Consider the following 23,592-nt stretch of genomic DNA (forward strand, 5'->3'; position numbering starts at 1 on the left):
TTGAGTAGTGTTTAATGAAAATCAATATGTTTTAACATCCTTTACAGGTAAGAATATTCATAAATTGTTTATTTTAAATTATTTTTAATATAACTTGAAAATGTAATACTTTTGCCGCGGGTAGGTCCAGTTTATAATTGATTTCCGCAACTATGATGGATACTCAGGTCAAATTCCTTTGACAAATTAGCTTTGGATGTAATTACAAAGTTTGGTGCTCCTGATGCCCCCTGTTTCCCTCTGGATACGTGACAATTGGTTGTACCCTGTGCCTGACTCTTTATCGCTTGTTCGTAACGGGCGCCTATCTCTATCTTTATGAGGAATATATTTCTATTAAGCTTCGGCTTATTGCTTTGTTCGTTGATAACGTTTGGTCAGATGCCTACCAGCCCATGCAGCCCCAGCGGAGGAAAAAAGGCAGACATTTTGGGAGTGGAAGCTAAATACAGGGCACCTGGAGGTGCTGCACCTGTGTTTACAATACCGGCAGGTACTTCTTCGATCAATGTGTATGTTTCTTCTGAAACTGGTATTGCTACAGGTAGCGATAACCCGCAGGGTGATGAGGACTTTATTAATATCAGTGCTGTGATCGATATTTCGGCCGCAACATCATCGGGCTATGTGAATGTGGCAAAGAATACGAATGTTGATGGTTCGGGTACGAATGTGTATGGTTGGCAGAAGGTTGCCCTCGGTAGTTTTATCCCTGCGGCCAGTAAGGTCGGCGACGCATTGCCGGCAGACCTGAACAACGTGAAATTTGTGATATCCGGTAGCACCCTGACCATTACAGAAAGCATTACAACGACGCATTCTTCCTACTATGTAGAGTATTGTTCTCCTTATAACAATTCACTGACCCCACTCGATCCCCAGGTAAAAGCATTATTACACGGTACCGGTACAACCTATACAGATCTGGTCATCCCCATTCCAGCAGGTGCCAATATCATCAGTATTCAGGGTAAGGGTACGAACTCCAGTAGTGCGGATTTAAATACTGCTTCCGGTACAGAAGAAGGTTATTCCAATATGCGCTTTACCATTGACCTGGATGCAGGATTGACGGATGGCGTTATAACATTGGCGAATGGTGGTACTACGGACAGGAGATCTACTTATGTGATCAATAATCTGTCCAGCGCATCGACCATGAGTTTTCTTTCATCAGCAGCGATTACGGGCGATTATTCCACTAAACTCGGTACAGTCGGTGCAGTGGGTGTGTACAATCCGCAGATGTATATTTCAGGTACTAATCTGGTCATCAAACGGGATGTAAACTATGCGAGGGATTTCGACGATGCGTATGTAGTAGAGTTCTATAAGAGAGTAGGGCAGGGGATGAGTGCAGAGTTTTTCAATTCTGATTTTGCATACATCGCGAAAGGGCAGAGTTCCTCCAGTGGTGTGTCTAAGACATTCAATATTCCTTTGGGTACCACTTCCATGTACCTGAATGAAACAGGTAATGCGGTAAATACTGACCGGGAGAGTAATGAAAACTCACTGGCAGCATATGCTTATATCGATTTGGCCACTAGTACGGCAACGGGGTATTTTTACCAGCAGGTGGGTTTGGAAAATGCGACGAGGAGGGATGATAACTTTGCTTTCAAGAGTTTGCCCCTCACAGGTACGAGTGCACGCAACCATGCGAACACCGTCGGTTTCAAAGGGAGTTATGGGTATGATATGTCCTTTACACTGTCTGCCGATAAGACAACGCTGACGGTCACCAATAAAACAGGTCTTGCGAATCCGGATTACCAGATCCTGTTATCCATGGATTATTATGGTGCGAGGCCGGACATTGCTTTTAACGCGGCAGATATTTCATTTACAAAAGGGGCATCCTGTAATTTGGTGACGGCAAATGTGGAGGTGTGTAACCCGGGTGCAGGCAATGCCAGTGCGGGAATGCCGATATCCATCTATCATGGGGATCCGACATCGGATCCTGCAGCGATTTTATTATATACGGGTACTTTTAACCAGGCGATCCTGCAGGGAGAGTGTAAAACGTTTTCCTATAACATGGACCTGAGTGCGTTTGATAACCTGGATTTCGATGTGACGATGATTATCAATGACAATGGTAGTTTTGTGAGTGGTGGGGTTGGACATGCAGTGGGAACACCGTTTATCTTATCTTCTCTGGCGAATCAGAATACAGGTTATAAGGAGTGTTACTTCGACAATAACCTGATCACGAAGACGATGAACGTGAATAATTGTCCGAAGGCTAATTTGGATGCGGACAATAGTTCAGGCGCAACAGGCAAGTATAACTACCTGAATTATTTCAATGCAGGAAGTGGGGGGGCCAAGATTGTGGATATGGATCTGGGTATAGTAGATGTTGATGGAGATAATATGGCGAAGGCGGTGATTACGCTGACGAATGTGCTGGATGCGGGGAATGAAGGTTTGTTCATCAATGGTGTTTTGCCAGCTGGTATAACGGCTACGGGCAATGGTACAGCTACGATTACACTCACAGGAGCAGCGTCTCAGGCGGGTTACATTGCCGCCCTGAAACTGATAGAATACAGGAATGCAAAGAGTGCGCCGGCAACAGCGAATCGTATCATTACGACGACACTGAATGATGGTACGGAAACGGGGCCGGCTTCAACGACTACGATTGTGATCACGACAGATCCGCGGATCAATGTAACAGGTAGTGGAACCTTGATCAATGATAATAGTGTTACGGTAAGTACGGTGGATGGATCTGATTTTGGTACGGTGACGACGGGTACGGTGGTACATTCATTTGTGATTAATAACGTGGGCACGGGAGTGATTAACCTGACGGGCACGCCGCTGGTGGCTATTAGCGGGGATCCTGGATTTACGGTGAGTGCACAGCCATCTGCCTCTTCTGTAACAGCGGGTGGTAATACTACCTTTACAGTCACCTTCAATACAGCATCACATGCAGTAGGTACGTATGCGGCAGTGGTGCGCATTTTAAATAATGATGCAGATGCAGACAGAGCGGATTATAGTTTTACGGTGATGGCGACCGTGAATAATTTGCCAGTCGTGTCAAATAGCACGGTCACTGGCGTGGAAGATAATACGCTGGCATTTGCGACTACGGATTTTACCGCGCAATATGCTGATGCGGATGGAACGGCATTGAATAAGGTTCGTATAGTTACTTTGCCATTGAATGGTAGTTTCCGTTTGAACGGGGTGGTGATCACAGCGGGGCAGGAGATCCTGGCATCTCAGCTGGCGAATATTACTTTTATTCCGACGGCGAACTGGAATGGTACGACTAGTTTTGACTGGCGGGCATCAGATGGCACGTCTTATTCCACAGCGGCGGCGAAGATGACGATTGTGATCACAGCGGTGAATGATGCGCCTGTGATTGGTGTGCCAACGAGTATAGCAGTGACGGAAGATGTTCCGGCTTCTTTAAAAGATATTTCGTTTTCAGATGTGGATGCGGGTACTGGCAATGTAATGGTAACGTTTTCTGTGCCGGATGGGTATGTGAGTGCGGCATCCGGATCTGGTGTAACGGTGAGTGGTACGGGCAGTGCATTGGTGCTGAATGGAACGATAACTGACATCAATGCATTTTTGGTAGCTAATAAGGTTACTTATAATTCATCTCAGAATCCGCCGGCAACGGTTACATTGACGGTGAATATAAATGATAATGGGAATACGGGTAGTGGTGGTGCGAAGCAGGATACGAAGACGGTGGTGTTAGGTATAACGGCGGTAAATGATGCACCGGTGGCGGTGGATGATGCGTATACGGTGGTGGAGGATACGCCGTTTGGCGCGAATGTGTTGACAAATGATACGGATGTGGAGGGGAATACGCTGTCAGCTACGGTGCTTGTTGCTCCTGTACATGGTACCATTGTATTGAATTCCAACGGCAGCTTTACTTATACTCCGGCGCTGAACTATAATGGCCTGGATAGTATGAAGTATAAGGTGTGTGATAATGGAGTGCCTTCTATGTGTGATACGGGAACTGTTATCTTTACAGTTACTCCGGTGAATGATGCACCTGTAGCAGTAGATGATGCGGTAACAGTAGTAGAGGATACGCCAACTAGCTTTGAAGTAAGAACAAATGATACTGATGTAGAAGGCGATGCGCTGACTGCGACTGTGATTGCTGGTCCTGTCAATGGAACAGTTGTTCCGAACCCGGATGGTAGCTACACTTATACACCTGCATTAAATTACAATGGCCTGGATAGTCTGAAGTACCAGGTATGTGATAATGGCACACCGAGCAAGTGTGATACTGGCACAGTGATCTTCACAGTTACTCCTGTAAATGATGCGGCGGTAGCAGTAGATGATGCAGTAACTGTGGTAGAGGATACTCCAACTAGCTTTGATGTAAGAACGAATGATACCGATGTAGAAGGTGATGCACTGACTGCAACTGTGATCACGGGTCCGGTACATGGCACAGTATCTCAGAACCCAGACGGTAGCTACACTTATACACCTGCATTAAATTACAATGGCCTTGACAGTCTGAAGTATCAGGTATGTGATAATGGCACCCCAAGCAAGTGTGATACAGGCACTGTGATCTTCACAGTTACTCCTGTAAACGATGCGCCGGTAGCAGTAGATGATGCGGTAACAGTAGTAGAGGATACTCCAACTAGCTTTGAAGTAAGAACGAATGATACTGATGTAGAAGGCGATGCGCTGACTGCGACTGTGATTGCTGGTCCGGCACATGGTACCGTATCTCAGAACCCAGACGGTAGCTACACTTATACACCTGCATTAAATTACAATGGCCTTGACAGTCTGAAGTATCGTGTATGTGATAATGGCACCCCAAGCAAGTGTGATACAGGCACTGTCATCTTCACAGTCACTCCTGTGAATGATGCGCCAGTAGCAGTAGATGATGCGGTAACAGTAGTAGAGGATACTTCAACTAGCTTTGAAGTAAGAACAAATGATACCGATGTTGAGGGCGATGCACTGATTGCAACTGTGATTGCTGGTCCTGTAAATGGAACAGTTGCTCCGAACCCGGATGGAAGCTTTAAGTATACCCCAAATGCTAACTATAATGGCTTGGATAGCCTGAAGTACCAGGTATGTGACAATGGCACCCCAAGCAAGTGTGATACGGGTACTGTCATCTTCACAGTCACTCCTGTGAATGATGCCCCAGTAGCAGTAGATGATGCGGTAACAATAACAGAGGATACTCCAGCTAGCTTTGAAGTAAGAACGAATGATACCGATGTTGAGGGCGATGCACTGATTGCAACTGTGATTGCTGGTCCTGTAAATGGAACAGTTGTTCCGAACCCGGATGGAAGCTTCACTTATACACCTGCATTAAATTACAATGGCCTTGACAGTCTGAAGTATCAGTTATGTGATAATGGTACCCCAAGCAAGTGTGATACTGGCACTGTGATCTTTACAGTTACTCCTGTAAACGATGCGCCGGTAGCAGTAGATGATGCAGTAACCGTGGTAGAGGATACTCCAACAGACTTTGATGTAAGAGCAAATGATACCGATGTTGAGGGTGATGCACTGATTGCAACTGTGATTGCTGGTCCAGCACATGGTACAGTATCTCAGAAACCAGACGGTAGCTACACTTATACACCTGCATTAAATTACAATGGCCTTGACAGTCTGAAGTATCAGTTATGTGATAATGGCACCCCAAGCAAGTGTGATACAGGCACTGTGATCTTCACAGTTACTCCTGTAAATGATGCGCCGGTAGCAGTAGATGATGCGGTAACAGTAGTAGAGGATACTCCAACTAGCTTTGAAGTAAGAACGAATGATACTGATGTAGAAGGCAATGCGCTGACTGCGACTGTGATTGCTGGTCCTGTAAATGGTATCGTGTCTCCGAACCCGGATGGAAGCTTCACTTATACACCTGCATTAAATTACAATGGCCTGGATAGCCTGAAGTACCAGGTATGTGACAATGGTACCCCGAGCAAGTGTAATACAGGCACTGTGATCTTCACAGTTACTCCTGTGAATGATGCACCTGTAGCAGTAGAAGATGCGGTAACAGTAGTAGAGGATACTCCAACTAGCTTTGAAGTAAGAACGAATGATACCGATGTAGAAGGCGATGCGCTGACTGCGGCTGTGATTGCTGGTCCTGTCAATGGAACAGTTGTTCCGAACCCGGATGGAAGCTTTAAATATACGCCTAATGCTAACTACAATGGTTTAGATAGCCTGAAGTACCAGTTATGTGATAATGGTACCCCAAGCAAGTGTGATACTGGCACTGTGATCTTTACAGTTACTCCTGTAAACGATGCGCCGGTAGCAGTAGATGATGCAGTAACCGTGGTAGAGGATACTCCAACAGACTTTGATGTAAGAGCAAATGATACCGATGTTGAGGGTGATGCACTGATTGCAACTGTGATTGCTGGTCCAGCACATGGTACAGTATCTCAGAAACCAGACGGTAGCTACACTTATACACCTGCATTAAATTACAATGGCCTTGACAGTCTGAAGTATCAGTTATGTGATAATGGCACCCCAAGCAAGTGTGATACAGGCACTGTGATCTTCACAGTTACTCCTGTAAATGATGCGCCGGTAGCAGTAGATGATGCGGTAACAGTAGTAGAGGATACTCCAACTAGCTTTGAAGTAAGAACGAATGATACTGATGTAGAAGGCAATGCGCTGACTGCGACTGTGATTGCTGGTCCTGTAAATGGAACAGCTGTTCCGAACCCGGATGGAAGCTTCACTTATACACCTGCATTAAATTACAATGGCCTGGATAGCCTGAAGTACCAGGTATGTGACAATGGTACCCCGAGCAAGTGTAATACAGGCACTGTGATCTTCACAGTTACTCCTGTGAATGATGCCCCAGTAGCAGTAGATGATGCGGTAACAATAACAGAGGATACTCCAACTAGCTTTGAAGTAAGAACGAATGATACCGATGTAGAAGGCGATGCGCTGACTGCGGCTGTGATTGCTGGTCCGGCACATGGTACCGTATCTCAGAAACCAGACGGTAGCTACACTTATACACCTGCATTAAATTACAATGGCCTTGACAGTCTGAAGTACCAGGTATGTGATAATGGCTCCCCAAGCAAGTGTGATACTGGCACTGTGATCTTTACAGTTATTCCTGTAAATGATGCACCAGTAGCAGTAGATGATGCAGTAACAGTGGTAGAGGATACTCCAACTAGCTTTGAAGTAAGAGCCAATGATACCGATGTAGAGGGTGATGCACTGACTGCAACTGTGATTGCTGGTCCGGCACATGGTACCGTATCTCAGAAACCAGACGGTAGCTTCACTTATACACCTGCGTTAAATTACAATGGCCTGGATAGCCTGAAGTACCAGGTATGTGATAATGGTACACCAAGCAAGTGTGATACAGGCACTGTGATCTTCACAGTTACTCCTGTAAATGATGCACCTGTAGCAGTAGATGATGCAGTAACAGTAGTAGAGGATACTCCAACTAGCTTTGAAGTAAGAACAAATGATACTGATGTAGAAGGCGATGCGCTGACTGCGACTGTGATTGCTGGTCCTGTCAATGGAACAGTTGTTCCGAACTCTGATGGAAGCTTTAAGTATACCCCAAATGCTAACTATAATGGCTCTGATAGCCTGAAGTACCAGGTATGTGACAATGGTACCCCAAGCAAGTGTGATACAGCAACAGTAATCTTCACAGTCACTCCTGTGAACGATGCACCTGTAGCAGTAGATGATGCAGTAACAGTAGTAGAGGATACTCCAACTAGCTTTGAAGTAAGAACGAATGATACCGATGTTGAGGGAGATGTGCTGACTGCAACAGTGATTGTTGGTCCGGCACATGGTACCGTATCTCAGAACCCAGACGGAAGCTTCACTTATACGCCTGCATTAAATTACAATGGCCTGGATAGCCTGAAGTACCAGTTATGTGACAATGGTAACCCAAGCAAGTGTAATACAGGCACTGTGATCTTCACAGTTACTCCTGTGAATGATGCACCTGTAGCAGTAGAAGATGCGGTACCTGTAGTAGAGGATACTCCAACTAGCTTTGAAGTAAGAACGAATGATACCGATGTAGAAGGCGATGCGCTGACTGCGGCTGTGATTGCTGGTCCTGTCAATGGAACAGTTGTTCCGAACCCGAATGGAAGCTTTAAATATACGCCTAATGCTAACTACAATGGTTTAGATAGCCTGAAGTACCAGGTATGTGATAATGGTACCCCAAGCAAGTGTGATACTGGCACTGTGATCTTTACAGTTACTCCTGTAAACGATGCGCCGGTAGCAGTAGATGATGCAGTAACAGTAGTAGAGGATACTCCAACTAGCTTCGAAGTAAGAACAAATGATACCGATGTAGAAGGCGATGCGCTGACTGCGACTGTGATTGCTGGTCCTGTCAATGGAACAGTTGTTCCGAACCCGGATGGCAGCTTTAAGTATACCCCAAATGCTAACTATAATGGTTTAGATAGCCTGAAGTACCAGGTATGTGACAATGGTACCCCGAGCAAGTGTGATACTGGCACTGTGATCTTCACAGTTACTCCGGTGAACGATGCACCAGTAGCAGTAGATGATGCGGTAACTGTGGTAGAGGACACTCCAACTGACTTTGAAGTAAGAGCGAATGATACAGATGTTGAGGGAGATGCGCTGACTGCGACGGTGATTACAGGTCCGGTAAATGGTACAGTATCTCAGAACCCGGATGGCAGCTTTAAGTATACGGCCAATGCTAACTATAATGGTTTGGATAGCCTGAAGTATAAGGTATGTGATAATGGTACACCGAGCATGTGTGATACAGGTACTGTGATCTTCATGGTTACACCAGTAAATGATGCGCCAGTAGCAGTAGATGATGCAGTAACTGTGGTAGAAGATACCCAAACTGACTTTGATGTAAGAGCGAATGATACCGATGTTGAGGGAGATGCGCTAGCTGCGACTGTGATTGCTGGCCCTGTCAATGGAACAGTTGTTCCGAACCCTGATGGCAGCTTTAAGTATACACCAAATGCTAACTATAATGGCCTGGATAGCCTGAAGTACCAGCTATGTGACAATGGTACACCAAGCAAGTGTGATACGGGTACTGTCATCTTCACAGTCACTCCTGTGAATGATGCGCCAGTAGCAGTAGATGATGCGGTGACAATAACAGAGGATACTCCAGCTAGCTTTGAAGTAAGAACGAATGATACCGATGTTGAGGGAGATGTGCTGACTGCAACTGTGATTGCTGGTCCTGTAAATGGAACAGTTGTTCCGAACCCGGATGGAAGCTTTAAGTATACCCCAAATGCTAACTATAATGGCTTGGATAGCCTGAAGTACCAGGTATGTGACAATGGCACCCCAAGCAAGTGTGATACGGGTACTGTCATCTTCACAGTCACTCCTGTGAATGATGCCCCAGTAGCAGTAGATGATGCGGTAACAATAACAGAGGATACTCCAGCTAGCTTTGAAGTAAGAACGAATGATACCGATGTTGAGGGCGATGCACTGATTGCAACTGTGATTGCTGGTCCTGTAAATGGAACAGTTGTTCCGAACCCGGATGGAAGCTTCACTTATACACCTGCATTAAATTACAATGGCCTTGACAGTCTGAAGTATCAGTTATGTGATAATGGCACCCCAAGCAAGTGTGATACAGGCACTGTGATCTTCACAGTTACTCCTGTAAATGATGCGCCGGTAGCAGTAGATGATGCAGTAACAGTAGTAGAGGATACTCCAACTAGCTTTGAAGTAAGAACGAATGATACTGATGTAGAAGGCGATGCGCTGACTGCGACTGTGATTGCTGGTCCTGTCAATGGTACCGTGTCTCAGAACCCGGATGGTAGCTACACTTATACACCTGCATTAAATTACAATGGCCTTGACAGTCTGAAGTATCGTGTATGTGATAATGGCACCCCGAGCAAGTGTGATACAGGCACTGTGATCTTCACAGTTACTCCTGTAAATGATGCGCCGGTAGCAGTAGATGATGCAGTAACAGTAGTAGAGGATACTCCAACTAGCTTTGAAGTAAGAACGAATGATACTGATGTAGAAGGCGATGCGCTGACTGCAACTGTGATTGCTGGCCCTGTCAATGGAACAGTTGTTCCGAACCCGGATGGAAGCTTCACTTATACACCTGCATTAAATTACAATGGTTTAGATAGCCTGAAGTACCAGGTATGTGACAATGGTACCCCAAGCAAGTGTGACACTGGCACTGTGATCTTTACAGTTACTCCTGTAAACGATGCGCCGGTAGCAGTAGATGATGCGGGAACAGTAGTAGAAGATACTCCAACTAGCTTTGATGTAAAAGCAAATGATACTGATGTAGAAGGTGATGTACTGACTGCGACTGTGATTGCTGGTCCTGTCAATGGAACAGTTGTTCCGAACCCGGATGGCAGCTTTAAGTATACACCAAATGCTAACTATAATGGTTTGGATAGCCTGAAGTACCAGGTATGTGACAATGGTACACCGAGCAAGTGTGATACTGGCACTGTGATCTTCACAGTCACTCCTGTGAATGATGCGCCAATAGCAGTAGATGATGCGGTACCTGTAGTAGAGGATACTCCAACTAGCTTTGAAGTAAGAACGAATGATACCGATGTAGAAGGCGATGCGCTGACTGCGACTGTGATTGCTGGTCCTGTCAATGGAACAGTTGTTCCAAACCCGGATGGAAGCTTCACTTATACACCTGCATTAAATTACAATGGCCTTGACAGTCTGAAGTACCGTGTATGTGATAATGGGACCCCAAGCAAGTGTGATACTGGCACTGTGATCTTTACAGTTACTCCTGTAAATGATGCGCCGGTAGCAGTAGATGATGCAGTAACAGTAGTAGAGGATACTCCAACTAGCTTTGAAGTAAGAACGAATGATACTGATGTAGAAGGCGATGCGCTGACTGCAACTGTGATTGCTGGCCCTGTCAATGGAACAGTTGTTCCGAACCCGGATGGAAGCTTCACTTATACACCTGCATTAAATTACAATGGCCTGGATAGCCTGAAGTACCAGGTATGTGACAATGGTACCCCGAGCAAGTGTGATACTGGCACTGTGATCTTTACAGTTACTCCTGTAAACGATGCACCAGTAGCAGTAGATGATGCGGTAACAGTAGTAGAAGATACTCCAACTAGCTTTGATGTAAAAGCAAATGATACTGATGTAGAAGGCGATGTACTGACTGCGACTGTGATTGCTGGTCCTGTCAATGGAACAGTTGTTCCGAACCCGGATGGCAGCTTTAAGTATACACCAAATGCTAACTATAATGGTTTGGATAGCCTGAAGTACCAGGTATGTGACAATGGTACACCGAGCAAGTGTGATACTGGCACTGTGATCTTCACAGTCACTCCTGTGAATGATGCGCCAATAGCAGTAGATGATGCGGTACCTGTAGTAGAGGATACTCCAACTAGCTTTGAAGTAAGAACGAATGATACCGATGTAGAAGGCGATGCGCTGACTGCGACTGTGATTGCTGGTCCTGTCAATGGAACAGTTGTTCCAAACCCGGATGGAAGCTACACTTATACACCTGCATTAAATTACAATGGCCTTGACAGTCTGAAGTACCAGGTATGTGATAATGGCACCCCAAGCAAGTGTGATACTGGCACTGTGATCTTTACAGTTACACCTGTAAACGATGCACCAATAGCAGTAGATGATGCGGTACCTGTAGTAGAGGATACTCCAACTAGCTTTGAAGTAAGAACGAATGATACTGATGTAGAAGGCGATGCGCTGACTGCGACTGTGATTGCTGGTCCTGTCAATGGTACCGTGTCTCAGAACCCGGATGGTAGCTACACTTATACACCTGCATTAAATTACAATGGCCTTGACAGTCTGAAGTATCGTGTATGTGATAATGGCACCCCGAGCAAGTGTGATACAGGCACTGTGATCTTCACAGTTACTCCTGTAAATGATGCGCCGGTAGCAGTAGATGATGCAGTAACAGTAGTAGAGGATACTCCAACTAGCTTTGAAGTAAGAACGAATGATACTGATGTAGAAGGCGATGCGCTGACTGCAACTGTGATTGCTGGCCCTGTCAATGGAACAGTTGTTCCGAACCCGGATGGAAGCTTCACTTATACACCTGCATTAAATTACAATGGTTTAGATAGCCTGAAGTACCAGGTATGTGACAATGGTACCCCAAGCAAGTGTGACACTGGCACTGTGATCTTTACAGTTACTCCTGTAAACGATGCACCAGTAGCAGTAGATGATGCGGTAACAGTAGTAGAAGATACTCCAACTAGCTTTGATGTAAAAGCAAATGATACTGATGTAGAAGGAGATGCGCTGACTGCGACTGTGATTGCTGGTCCGGCACATGGTACCGTGTCTCAGAACCCGGATGGTAGCTACACTTATACACCTGCATTAAATTACAATGGCCTTGACAGTCTGAAGTATCGTGTATGTGATAATGGCACCCCAAGCAAGTGTGATACTGGCACTGTGATTTTTACAGTTACTCCTGTAAACGATGCGCCGGTAGCAGTAGATGATGCGGTACCTGTAGTAGAGGATACTCCAACTAGCTTTGAAGTAAGAACGAATGATACTGATGTAGAAGGCGATGCGCTGACTGCGACTGTGATTGCTGGTCCTGTAAATGGAACAGTTGTTCCGAACCCGGATGGCAGCTTTAAGTATACCCCAAATGCTAACTATAATGGTTTGGATAGCCTGAAGTACCAGGTATGTGACAATGGTACCCCGAGCAAGTGTGATACGGGCACTGTGATCTTCACAGTCACTCCTGTGAATGATGCGCCAATAGCAGTAGATGATGCGGTACCTGTAGTAGAGGATACTCCAACTAGCTTTGAAGTAAGAACGAATGATACCGATGTAGAAGGCGATGCGCTGACTGCGACTGTGATTGCTGGCCCTGTCAATGGAACAGTTGTTCCGAACCCGGATGGAAGCTTCACTTATACACCTGCATTAAATTACAATGGTTTAGATAGCCTGAAGTACCAGGTATGTGACAATGGTACCCCAAGCAAGTGTGATACTGGCACTGTGATCTTTACAGTTACACCTGTAAACGATGCACCAATAGCAGTAGATGATGCGGTAACAGTAGTAGAAGATACTCCAACTAGCTTTGATGTAAAAGCAAATGATACTGATGTAGAAGGTGATGTACTGACTGCGACTGTGATTGCTGGTCCTGTCAATGGAACAGTTGTTCCGAACCCGGATGGCAGCTTTAAGTATACACCAAATGCTAACTATAATGGTTTGGATAGCCTGAAGTACCAGGTATGTGACAATGGTACCCCGAGCAAGTGTGATACTGGCACTGTGATCTTCACAGTCACTCCTGTGAATGATGCGCCAATAGCAGTAGATGATGCGGTACCTGTAGTAGAGGATACTCCAACTAGCTTTGAAGTAAGAACGAATGATACCGATGTAGAAGGCGATGCGCTGACTGCGACTGTGATTGCTGGTCCTGTCAATGGAACAGTTGTTCCAAACCCGGATGGAAGCTTCACTTATACACCTGCATTAAATTACAATGGCCTTGACAGTCTGAAGTACCGTGTATGTGATAATGGTACACCGAGCATGTGTGATACAGGTACTGTGATCTTCATGGTTACACCAGTAAATGATGCGCCAGTAGCAGTAGATGATGCAGTAACTGTGGTAGAAGATACCCAAACTGACTTTGATGTAAGAGCGAATGATACCGATGTTGAGGGAGATGCGCTAGCTGCGACTGTGATTGCTGGCCCTGTCAATGGAACAGTTGTTCCGAACCCGGATGGCAGCTTTAAGTATACCCCAAATGCTAACTATAATGGCTTGGATAGCCTGAAGTACCAGGTATGTGACAATAGTACACCGAGCATGTGTAATACAGGTACAGTTATCTTTACGGTTACACCGGTAAATGATGCGCCAGTAGCGGTAGATGATGCGGTAACCGTGGTAGAAGATACCCCAACAGACTTTGAAGTAAGGACAAATGATACCGATGTTGAGGGCGATGCGCTGACTGCAACTGTGATCACGGGTCCGGTACATGGCACAGTATCTCAGAAACCAGACGGTAGCTTCACTTATACACCTGCATTAAATTACAATGGCCTTGACAGTCTGAAGTACCAGGTATGTGACAATGGTACCCCAAGCAAGTGTGATACGGGTACTGTCATCTTCACAGTCACTCCTGTGAATGATGCCCCAGTAGCAGTAGATGATGCGGTAACAATAACAGAGGATACTCCAGCTAGCTTTGAAGTAAGAACGAATGATACCGATGTTGAGGGCGATGCACTGATTGCAACTGTGATTGCTGGTCCTGTAAATGGAACAGTTGTTCCGAACCCGGATGGAAGCTTCACTTATACACCTGCATTAAATTACAATGGTCTGGATAGCCTGAAGTACCAGGTATGTGACAATGGCACCCCAAGCAAGTGTGATACGGGTACTGTCATCTTCACAGTCACTCCTGTGAATGATGCCCCAGTAGCAGTAGATGATGCGGTAACAATAACAGAGGATACTCCAGCTAGCTTTGAAGTAAGAACGAATGATACCGATGTTGAGGGCGATGCACTGATTGCGACTGTGATTGCTGGTCCTGTCAATGGAACAGTTGTTCCGAAACCAGACGGTAGCTACACTTATACACCTGCATTAAATTACAATGGCCTTGACAGTCTGAAGTACCAGGTATGTGATAATGGCACCCCAAGCAAGTGTGATACAGCAACAGTAATCTTCACAGTCACTCCTGTGAATGATGCGCCTGTAGCAGTAGATGATGCAGTAACAGTAGTAGAGGATACTCCAGCTAGCTTTGAAGTAAGAACGAATGATACTGATGTAGAAGGCGATGCGCTGGCTACAACTGTGATTGCTGGCCCTGTCAATGGTATCGTGTCTCCGAACCCGGATGGAAGCTTTAAGTATACCCCAAATGCTAACTATAATGGCCTTGACAGTCTGAAGTACCAGGTATGTGATAATGGTACCCCAAGCAAGTGTGATACTGGCACTGTGATCTTCACAGTTACTCCTGTGAATGATGCGCCAGTAGCAGTAGATGATATAGTAACCGTGGTAGAAGATACCCCAACTGACTTTGAAGTAAGAGCGAATGATACCGATGTTGAGGGAGATGCGCTGACTGCAACTGTGATTACTGGCCCAGTGCATGGAACGGTATCTCAGAACCCGGATGGAAGCTTTAAGTATACTCCTAATGCTAACTATAATGGTTTGGATAGCCTGAAGTACCAGGTATGTGATAATGGTACACCGAGCATGTGTAATACAGGTACAGTTATCTTTACGGTTACACCTGTGAATGATGCACCAGTAGCGGTAGATGATGCGGTAACAGTGGTAGAGGATACTCCAACAGACTTTGATGTAAGAGCAAATGATACCGATGTTGAGGGTGATGCACTGACTGCAACTGTGATTGCTGGTCCGGTACATGGTACCGTATCTCAGAAACCAGACGGTAGCTACACTTATACACCTGCATTAAATTACAATGGCCTTGACAGTCTGAAGTATCAGGTATGTGATAATGGCACACCGAGCAAGTGTGATACTGGCACTGTGATCTTTACAGTTACTCCTGTAAACGATGCACCAATAGCAGTAGATGATGCGGTACCTGTAGTAGAGGATACTCCAACTAGCTTTGAAGTAAGAACGAATGATACTGATGTAGAAGGAGATGCGCTGACTGCGACTGTGATTGCTGGTCCTGTCAATGGTACCGTGTCTCAGAACCCGGATGGTAGCTACACTTATACACCTGCATTAAATTACAATGGCCTTGACAGTCTGAAGTATCGTGTATGTGATAATGGCACCCCAAGCAAGTGTGATACAGGCACTGTGATCTTTACAGTTACTCCTGTAAACGATGCGCCGGTAGCAGTAGATGATGCAGTAACTGTAATAGAGGATACTCCAACTAGCTTTGAAGTAAGAACGAATGATACTGATGTAGAAGGCGATGCACTGACTGCAACTGTGATTGCTGGCCCTGTCAATGGAACAGTTGTTCCGAACCCGGATGGAAGCTTCACTTATACACCTGCATTAAATTACAATGGCTTGGATAGCCTGAAGTATCAGGTATGTGATAATGGTACACCGAGCAAGTGTGATACGGGCACTGTGATCTTCACAGTTACTCCGGTGAACGATGCACCAGTAGCAGTAGATGATGCGGTAACAGTAGTAGAGGATACTCCAACTAGCTTTGAAGTAAGAACGAATGATACCGATGTTGAGGGCGATGCACTGACTGCAACTGTGATTGCTGGTCCGGTACATGGAACAGTATCTCAAAAACCAGACGGAAGCTTCACTTATACACCTGCATTAAATTACAATGGCTTGGATAGCCTGAAGTACCGTGTATGTGATAATGGTACCCCAAGCAAGTGTGATACAGGCACTGTGATCTTCACAGTTACTCCTGTAAACGATGCGCCGGTAGCAGTAGATGATGCAGTAACAGTGGTAGAGGATACTCCAACAGACTTTGAAGTAAGAACGAATGATACTGATGTAGAAGGCGATGCGCTGACTACGACTGTGATTGCTGGTCCGGTACATGGAACAGTATCTCAAAAACCAGACGGTAGCTTCACTTATACGCCTGCATTAAATTACAATGGCCTTGACAGTCTGAAGTACCAGGTATGTGACAATGGTACCCCGAGCAAGTGTGATACTGGCACTGTGATCTTCACAGTCACTCCTGTGAATGATGCGCCGTTAGCAGTAGATGATGCGGTAACAGTAGTAGAGGATACTCCAACTAGCTTTGAAGTAAGAACGAATGATACTGATGTAGAAGGCGATGCGCTGACTGCAACTGTGATTGCTGGCCCTGTCAATGGAACAGTTGTTCCAAACCCGGATGGAAGCTTTAAGTATACCCCAAATGCTAACTATAATGGTTTAGATAGCCTGAAGTACCAGGTATGTGACAATGGTACCCCAAGCAAGTGTGATACAGGCACTGTGATCTTCACAGTTACTCCTGTAAATGATGCGCCGGTAGCAGTAGATGATGCAGTAACAGTAGTAGAGGATACTCCAACTAGCTTTGAAGTAAGAGCCAATGATACCGATGTAGAGGGTGATGCACTGACTGCAACTGTGATTGCTGGTCCGGCACATGGTACCGTATCTCAGAAACCAGACGGTAGCTACACTTATACACCTGCATTAAATTACAATGGCCTTGACAGTCTGAAGTACCAGGTATGTGATAATGGCACCCCAAGCAAGTGTGATACAGGCACTGTGATCTTCACAGTTACTCCTGTAAACGATGCGCCGGTAGCAGTAGATGATGCGGTAACAGTAGTAGAGGATACTCCAACTAGCTTTGAAGTAAGAACGAATGATACTGATGTAGAAGGCGATGCGCTGACTGCAACTGTGATCACGGGTCCGGTACATGGCACAGTATCTCAGAAACCAGACGGTAGCTACACTTATACACCTGCATTAAATTACAATGGCCTTGACAGTCTGAAGTATCAGTTATGTGATAATGGCACCCCAAGCAAGTGTGATACAGGCACTGTGATCTTCACAGTTACTCCTGTAAATGATGCGCCGGTAGCAGTAGATGATGCAGTAACAGTAGTAGAGGATACTCCAACTAGCTTTGAAGTAAGAACGAATGATACTGATGTTGAGGGTGATGCGCTGACTGCTACTGTGATTGCTGGTCCTGTCAATGGAACAGTTGTTCCGAACCCGGATGGAAGCTTTAAGTATACCCCAAATGCTAACTACAATGGTTTAGATAGCCTGAAGTACCAGGTATGTGACAATGGTACCCCAAGCAAGTGTGATACAGGCACTGTGATCTTCACAGTCACTCCTGTGAATGATGCACCTGTAGCAGTAGATGATGCGGTGACTGTAACAGAGGACACTCCAACTGACTTTGAAGTAAGAACGAATGATACCGATGTAGAAGGCGATGCGCTGACTGCGACTGTGATCACGGGCCCGGTACATGGCACAGTATCTCAGAAACCAGACGGTAGCTACACTTATACACCTGCATTAAATTACAATGGTCTGGATAGCCTGAAGTACCAGGTATGTGATAGTGGTACCCCGAGCAAGTGTGATACTGGCACTGTGATCTTCACAGTTACTCCTGTGAACGATTCACCGGTAGCAGTAGATGATGCGGTAACAGTAGTAGAGGATACTCCAACTAGCTTTGAAGTAAGAACGAATGATACTGATGTTGAGGGTGATGCGCTGACTGCAACTGTGATTGCTGGTCCTGTCAATGGAACAGTTGTTCCGAACCCGGATGGTAGCTTTAGGTATACACCAAATGCTAACTATAATGGTTTAGATAGCCTGAAGTACCAGGTATGTGACAATGGTACCCCAAGCAAGTGTGATACTGGCACTGTGATCTTCAAAGTTACACCTGTAAATGATGCACCGGTAGCAGTAGATGATGCAGTAACAGTGGTAGAGGATACTCCAACCGACTTTGATGTAAGAACGAATGATACCGATGCAGAGGGTGATGCATTGACTGCTAATGTGATCAGTGGCCCGGTGCATGGTATAATATCTCAGAACCCAGATGGAAGCTTTAAGTATACGCCAAATGCTAACTATAATGGTCTGGATAGTCTGAAGTACCGTGTATGTGATAATGGTACACCAAGCATGTGTAATACAGGAACTGTGATCTTCACAGTTACACCTGTAAATGATGCACCAGTAGCTGTAGATGATGCAGTAACAGTGGTAGAGGATACTCCAACCGACTTTGATGTAAGAGCAAATGATACCGATGTTGAGGGAGATGCATTAACTGCTACAGTAATAACTGGTCCTGTCAATGGTACTGTGTCTCCGAACCCGGATGGAAGCTTTAAGTATACCCCAAATGCTAACTATAATGGTTTGGATAGCCTGAAGTACCAGGTATGTGATAATGGCACACCAAGCATGTGTAATACAGGAACTGTGATCTTCACAGTTACACCAGTAAACGATGCACCAATAGCTGTAGATGATGCTGTAACCGTAACAGAGGATACCCCAACTGACTTTGATGTAAGAACGAATGATACCGATGTAGAGGGTGATGCATTAACTGCTACAGTAATAACTGGTCCGGTAAATGGTACCGTGTCTCAAAACCCGGACGGAAGCTTTAAGTATACTCCAAATGCTAACTATAATGGTTTGGATAGCCTGAAGTACCAGGTATGTGACAATGGTACCCCGAGCAAGTGTGATACTGGCACTGTGATCTTCACAGTCACTCCTGTAAATGATGCACCAATAGCAGTAGATGATGCGGTACCTGTAGTAGAGGATACTCCAACTAGCTTTGAAGTAAGAACGAATGATACCGATGCAGAGGGTGATGCATTAACTGCTACAGTAATAACTGGTCCTGTAAATGGTACCGTGTCTCAGAACCCAGATGGTAGCTTTAAGTATACACCTAATGCTAACTACAATGGTCTGGATAGTCTCAAGTACCGTGTATATGACAATGGTACATCAAGCAAGTGTGATACAGGCACTGTGATCTTCACAGTCACTCCTGTGAATGATGCGCCAATAGCAGTAGATGATGCGGTAACTGTAACAGAGGATACTCCAACTAGCTTTGAAGTAAGAACGAATGATACCGATGTTGAGGGAGATGCACTTACTGCAACTGTGATCACTGGCCCAGTGCATGGAACGGTATCTCCGAACCCGGATGGTAGCTTTAAGTATACCCCTAATGCTAACTACAATGGCTTGGATAGTCTGAAATACCAGGTATGTGATAATGGCACACCAAGCATGTGTAATACAGGAACAGTAATCTTCACAGTTACTCCTGTAAACGATGCACCAATAGCTGTAGATGATGCTGTAACCGTAACAGAGGATGCGCCAACCGACTTCAATGTACTGGCAAATGATACCGATGTTGAAGGCGATGCGCTGACCGCTACGGTGATCATAAGTCCTTTACATGGTACTATTACACTGAAAGGTAATGGCCTGTACACCTACACACCAGCAGCTAACTACAATGGTCTCGACAGCCTGAAGTACCAGGTATGTGATAGTGGAACACCAGGCAAGTGTGATACCGGTACCGTGATCTTCACCGTGACCCCTGTAAACGATGCCCCAGCCGGCACCGACCAGACAATCACCATCCCTAAAAACACCACTTACACAGGCACCATTAAAGGCTCCGATGCAGACGGTGATGTACTCACCTACAGCCAGGCATCCAGCGCTGCCCATGGCAATGCTTCCGTAAACCCGGACGGCTCCTTCACCTACAAGCCAAACACGGATTACGTAGGCAACGACAGCTTCACCATCACCATCAGCGACGGCCACCTGAGCACCACCGTGACCATCAATATCACCGTCACCCAGGTAGTCGCCCACCCAGGCATTACCCTGGTAAAAACCGCTGAACTGAAAGGAAACGTCATCACCTACACGTTCACAACCACCAACACCGGCGACGTCGCATTAACTAATGTCATCCTCGCCGATCCAATGGTCAACCTGAACACCACCATCTCTACCACCCTGCAACCAGGCGAAGTGGTGACCCAAACCACCACCTACACCATCACGCAGACCGACAGAGAAAACGGATCCGTTAGCAACACCGCTTCCGTAAGTGGTACTAGCTCCGATCATAAAACTGTAGCCGACATCTCCGGTACCAGCGCCAACAATGATATACCAACAACGATCACTGTTCCAGGCGTAATAAAAGCCAATGATGACGAATACGATACAAGGATGAATACCCATATCAATTTCAATCCTTTAAATAATGATAATCTGGGAACGTCCACCTTGCAAACCATCAACACCGTTACCACCGTACAACACGGTACCATCACGTTCGATGTTAATGGTAACTTCGAATACACGCCTGATCAGGGATATATCGGAGACGATACCTTTACTTATACCATCACTGATGCCGACGGATACGTATCCAACATCGCTACCGTGACCATTCATATAGGTGCTGTCTACATAAAAGTACCAACCCTGTTCACGCCAAACGGAGATGGTAAGAACGACGTATTCGAAATCGTCGGTCTCGACAAATACACAGATAATGAACTGATCATTGTAAACCGTTGGGGTAACGAAGTATACCGCCAGCATAACTATTCCAATACCTGGAACGGCGACGGATTAAGTGAAGGCACCTATTATTATTTATTACGCGTGAAGAAGCAAGACAGTGCAGAATGGGAAGTATTCAAAGGATTCACAACCATCCTACGCAAACTTAACAAATGATGAAAAGAGGTTTTATATTGTTGCTATGTATGGTGTTGGGCAAATCGACATTTGCCCAACAGGAAGCGCAGTTCAGCCAATATATGTTCAACGGCATTTACATCAACCCGGCGTATGCAGGTTATAAAGAAGAATTATACCTGCATGCGTTCTATCGGGCCCAATGGACCGGAATAGAAGGAGCTCCCCGGAGCTTCTCTGTTTCTGCCGATAATATTGCCAACGATGGTAACGTAGGCTGGGGGATCCAGGCTGTCGCCGACAAACTCGGTGCCCAGACCAACCAATCCCTCTACGCCAGTTACGCCTATCGCATACGCATGAATGAAGATGGTACATCCCGTCTCGCATTCGGTATCAGCGGCGGGCTGGTGAACCTTGCCGTGAACACCTCTCTCCTTACCACAACCAATCCTGAAGACATGCCGGAAGGCACGCTTGCCACTACGGTACCAGATGCCAGGGCAGGGATCTTTTATGCTGATGACAGGTTCTATGCCGGTTTCTCCGTAGACAACCTCGTAGCTCCACATATCAGCAAGTCGAAATACGTTTACATTCCTACTCCCCGCCCGCATTATTATATTACTGCAGGCGCGATGTTTAGACTAAATGAACAGCTTTCACTCAAACCATCTTTTTTACTCAAAGACGACAGGGGAGGACCTACCAGTTTCGACTTCAATGCTTTCCTCCTCATCTCCGAAAAACTCTGGATTGGAGGATCCTACAGAACCAGCGTAAGTCTGTACGATAAGTCTTACCTGCAAAAGACGCTCCTCACCAGGGATGCTGCCGTCGCTGCCATTGAAATTTTCCCAATGCCCACGCTCCGTATAGGCTATGCGTATGATTTTTCTATCGGCCCCTTGCAAAGCTACAGCAGCGGATCGCATGAAATTTCTATTGGATTTACCATTCCTACAAACAAGGAGCATGCAGATTTGCGTAAACTGGGTATCTTATGTCCGAAGTTTTTCTAAAGATTATGGGGCGAGGATGTATGATGCGCAGATTGGTAGATGGGGTGTGGTGGATCCTTGAGGAGAAAAAGTGAGACATTTTTCACCCTATACTTATGCTTTTGATAATCCAATAAAGTTTACTGATCCTGATGGGATGGCTCCAACAAATATAATTATTCAAGGCATTGGAAGCCAAAAGGCGCTGGAAGACCTTCAAAAATCAGTAGCTGGGAAACTTACGTTGACAATAGATAATTACACCATACAACTGCCCTTACCGTTTCGCCCCCATAGGAAAACGATTATAGTAGCGGTTTGAATTATGCTGCAGGTTAGTTGATTGTATTAATGAATTGGGTGTTTCAATTCATATCTTGAACAAAACCGGGTGTCCTGGAAAATTTTCTATCTTTATCCAGGTTTATGTTTTGAGCGTGGTAAGCCCAAAATGTAAACTTTGGGGCGTAATTGCTCCTTTCTTATTTTTAATATCAATATTTAGAACTCATTTCATAATTACCATTTAAGTATTGATTATCAATCATAAAGGCCTATTTGTGAAATGAGTTCTAATCAGACAACCATCAATATGAAGCTTAATTCTCTCGTACTTTTATCAGTGATGTTTTTTTCCTGTACATCCCACCCATCTACAAAAGAAAAAAATCCTAACCCTATTCATAGTAGTACTTCAATAAAAATTGATACAACTTATCTACGCACCGGGTTTTATTATCTAGCAGCAGGAAGTGATGGTATAGGAAAAAAATGCGAGGGTGATGACCAAGTGTATTCTCTTGCTAAAATTCCGTTTGTATCTGTCGATAATGTCAGTCAGTGTAATATTAAAATGGAAAAGATTGAGAATAAGGTTTACCCAAATTTGTGCTTGCAGTTTGATAAAAAAGGAACGACGGATTTAAAAGAAGGTACCGGGAATCCGTTACACCCCCAAATCGCGGTAGTAATAGCGGGGAAGTTAATTTATGTGGTGGAGAATAGGCCAGAATCGAATATAACGACCGGAAACGTATGTATCATAATCATGGGTTCGGGAATAGGAGTTTCGGGGCTGGAATTGGAGGCAATGAAGCGGGCAGTGGATAACAAACGGTGAGGAACCGTGATCAGGTTTTTGCCAAATAAAACAATCATAAAAGGTTTATTCTCCAAAGAGAATAAA

General features: G+C 45.3%; 3 protein-coding genes. All 3 read left to right on the forward strand.

What is annotated here, in order from left to right; translation table 11 throughout:
* Positions 1-381: 381 nt before the first annotated feature.
* On the forward strand, positions 382-21,444 hold the full coding sequence (locus U0033_RS01780) for a tandem-95 repeat protein (RefSeq protein ID WP_322518532.1): 21,063 nt from the start codon (positions 382-384) through the stop codon (positions 21,442-21,444).
* Positions 21,441-22,427: a PorP/SprF family type IX secretion system membrane protein gene (locus U0033_RS01785; RefSeq protein ID WP_245801884.1), complete on the forward strand. Its 987-nt coding sequence runs from the start codon at positions 21,441-21,443 to the stop codon at positions 22,425-22,427. Before U0033_RS01780 ends, U0033_RS01785 begins: the two co-directional genes overlap by 4 nt.
* A gap of 571 nt (positions 22,428-22,998) precedes the next feature.
* Positions 22,999-23,526 (forward strand): hypothetical protein, encoded by a 528-nt coding sequence (locus U0033_RS01790; protein ID WP_143150957.1) that lies wholly within the window; start codon positions 22,999-23,001, stop codon positions 23,524-23,526.
* Positions 23,527-23,592: the final 66 nt, after the last annotated feature.

This window comes from Chitinophaga sancti, assembly GCF_034424315.1.
Lineage (GTDB): Bacteria > Bacteroidota > Bacteroidia > Chitinophagales > Chitinophagaceae > Chitinophaga > Chitinophaga sancti.

Excerpts from the sequence above, each read along its gene's own strand:
- U0033_RS01780 (WP_322518532.1), top strand. The coding sequence starts at position 382 with ATGCCTACCAGCCCATGCAGCCCCAGCGGAGGAAAAAAGGCAGACATT.
- U0033_RS01785 (WP_245801884.1), top strand. The coding sequence starts at position 21,441 with ATGATGAAAAGAGGTTTTATATTGTTGCTATGTATGGTGTTGGGCAAA.
- U0033_RS01790 (WP_143150957.1), top strand. The coding sequence starts at position 22,999 with ATGAAGCTTAATTCTCTCGTACTTTTATCAGTGATGTTTTTTTCCTGT.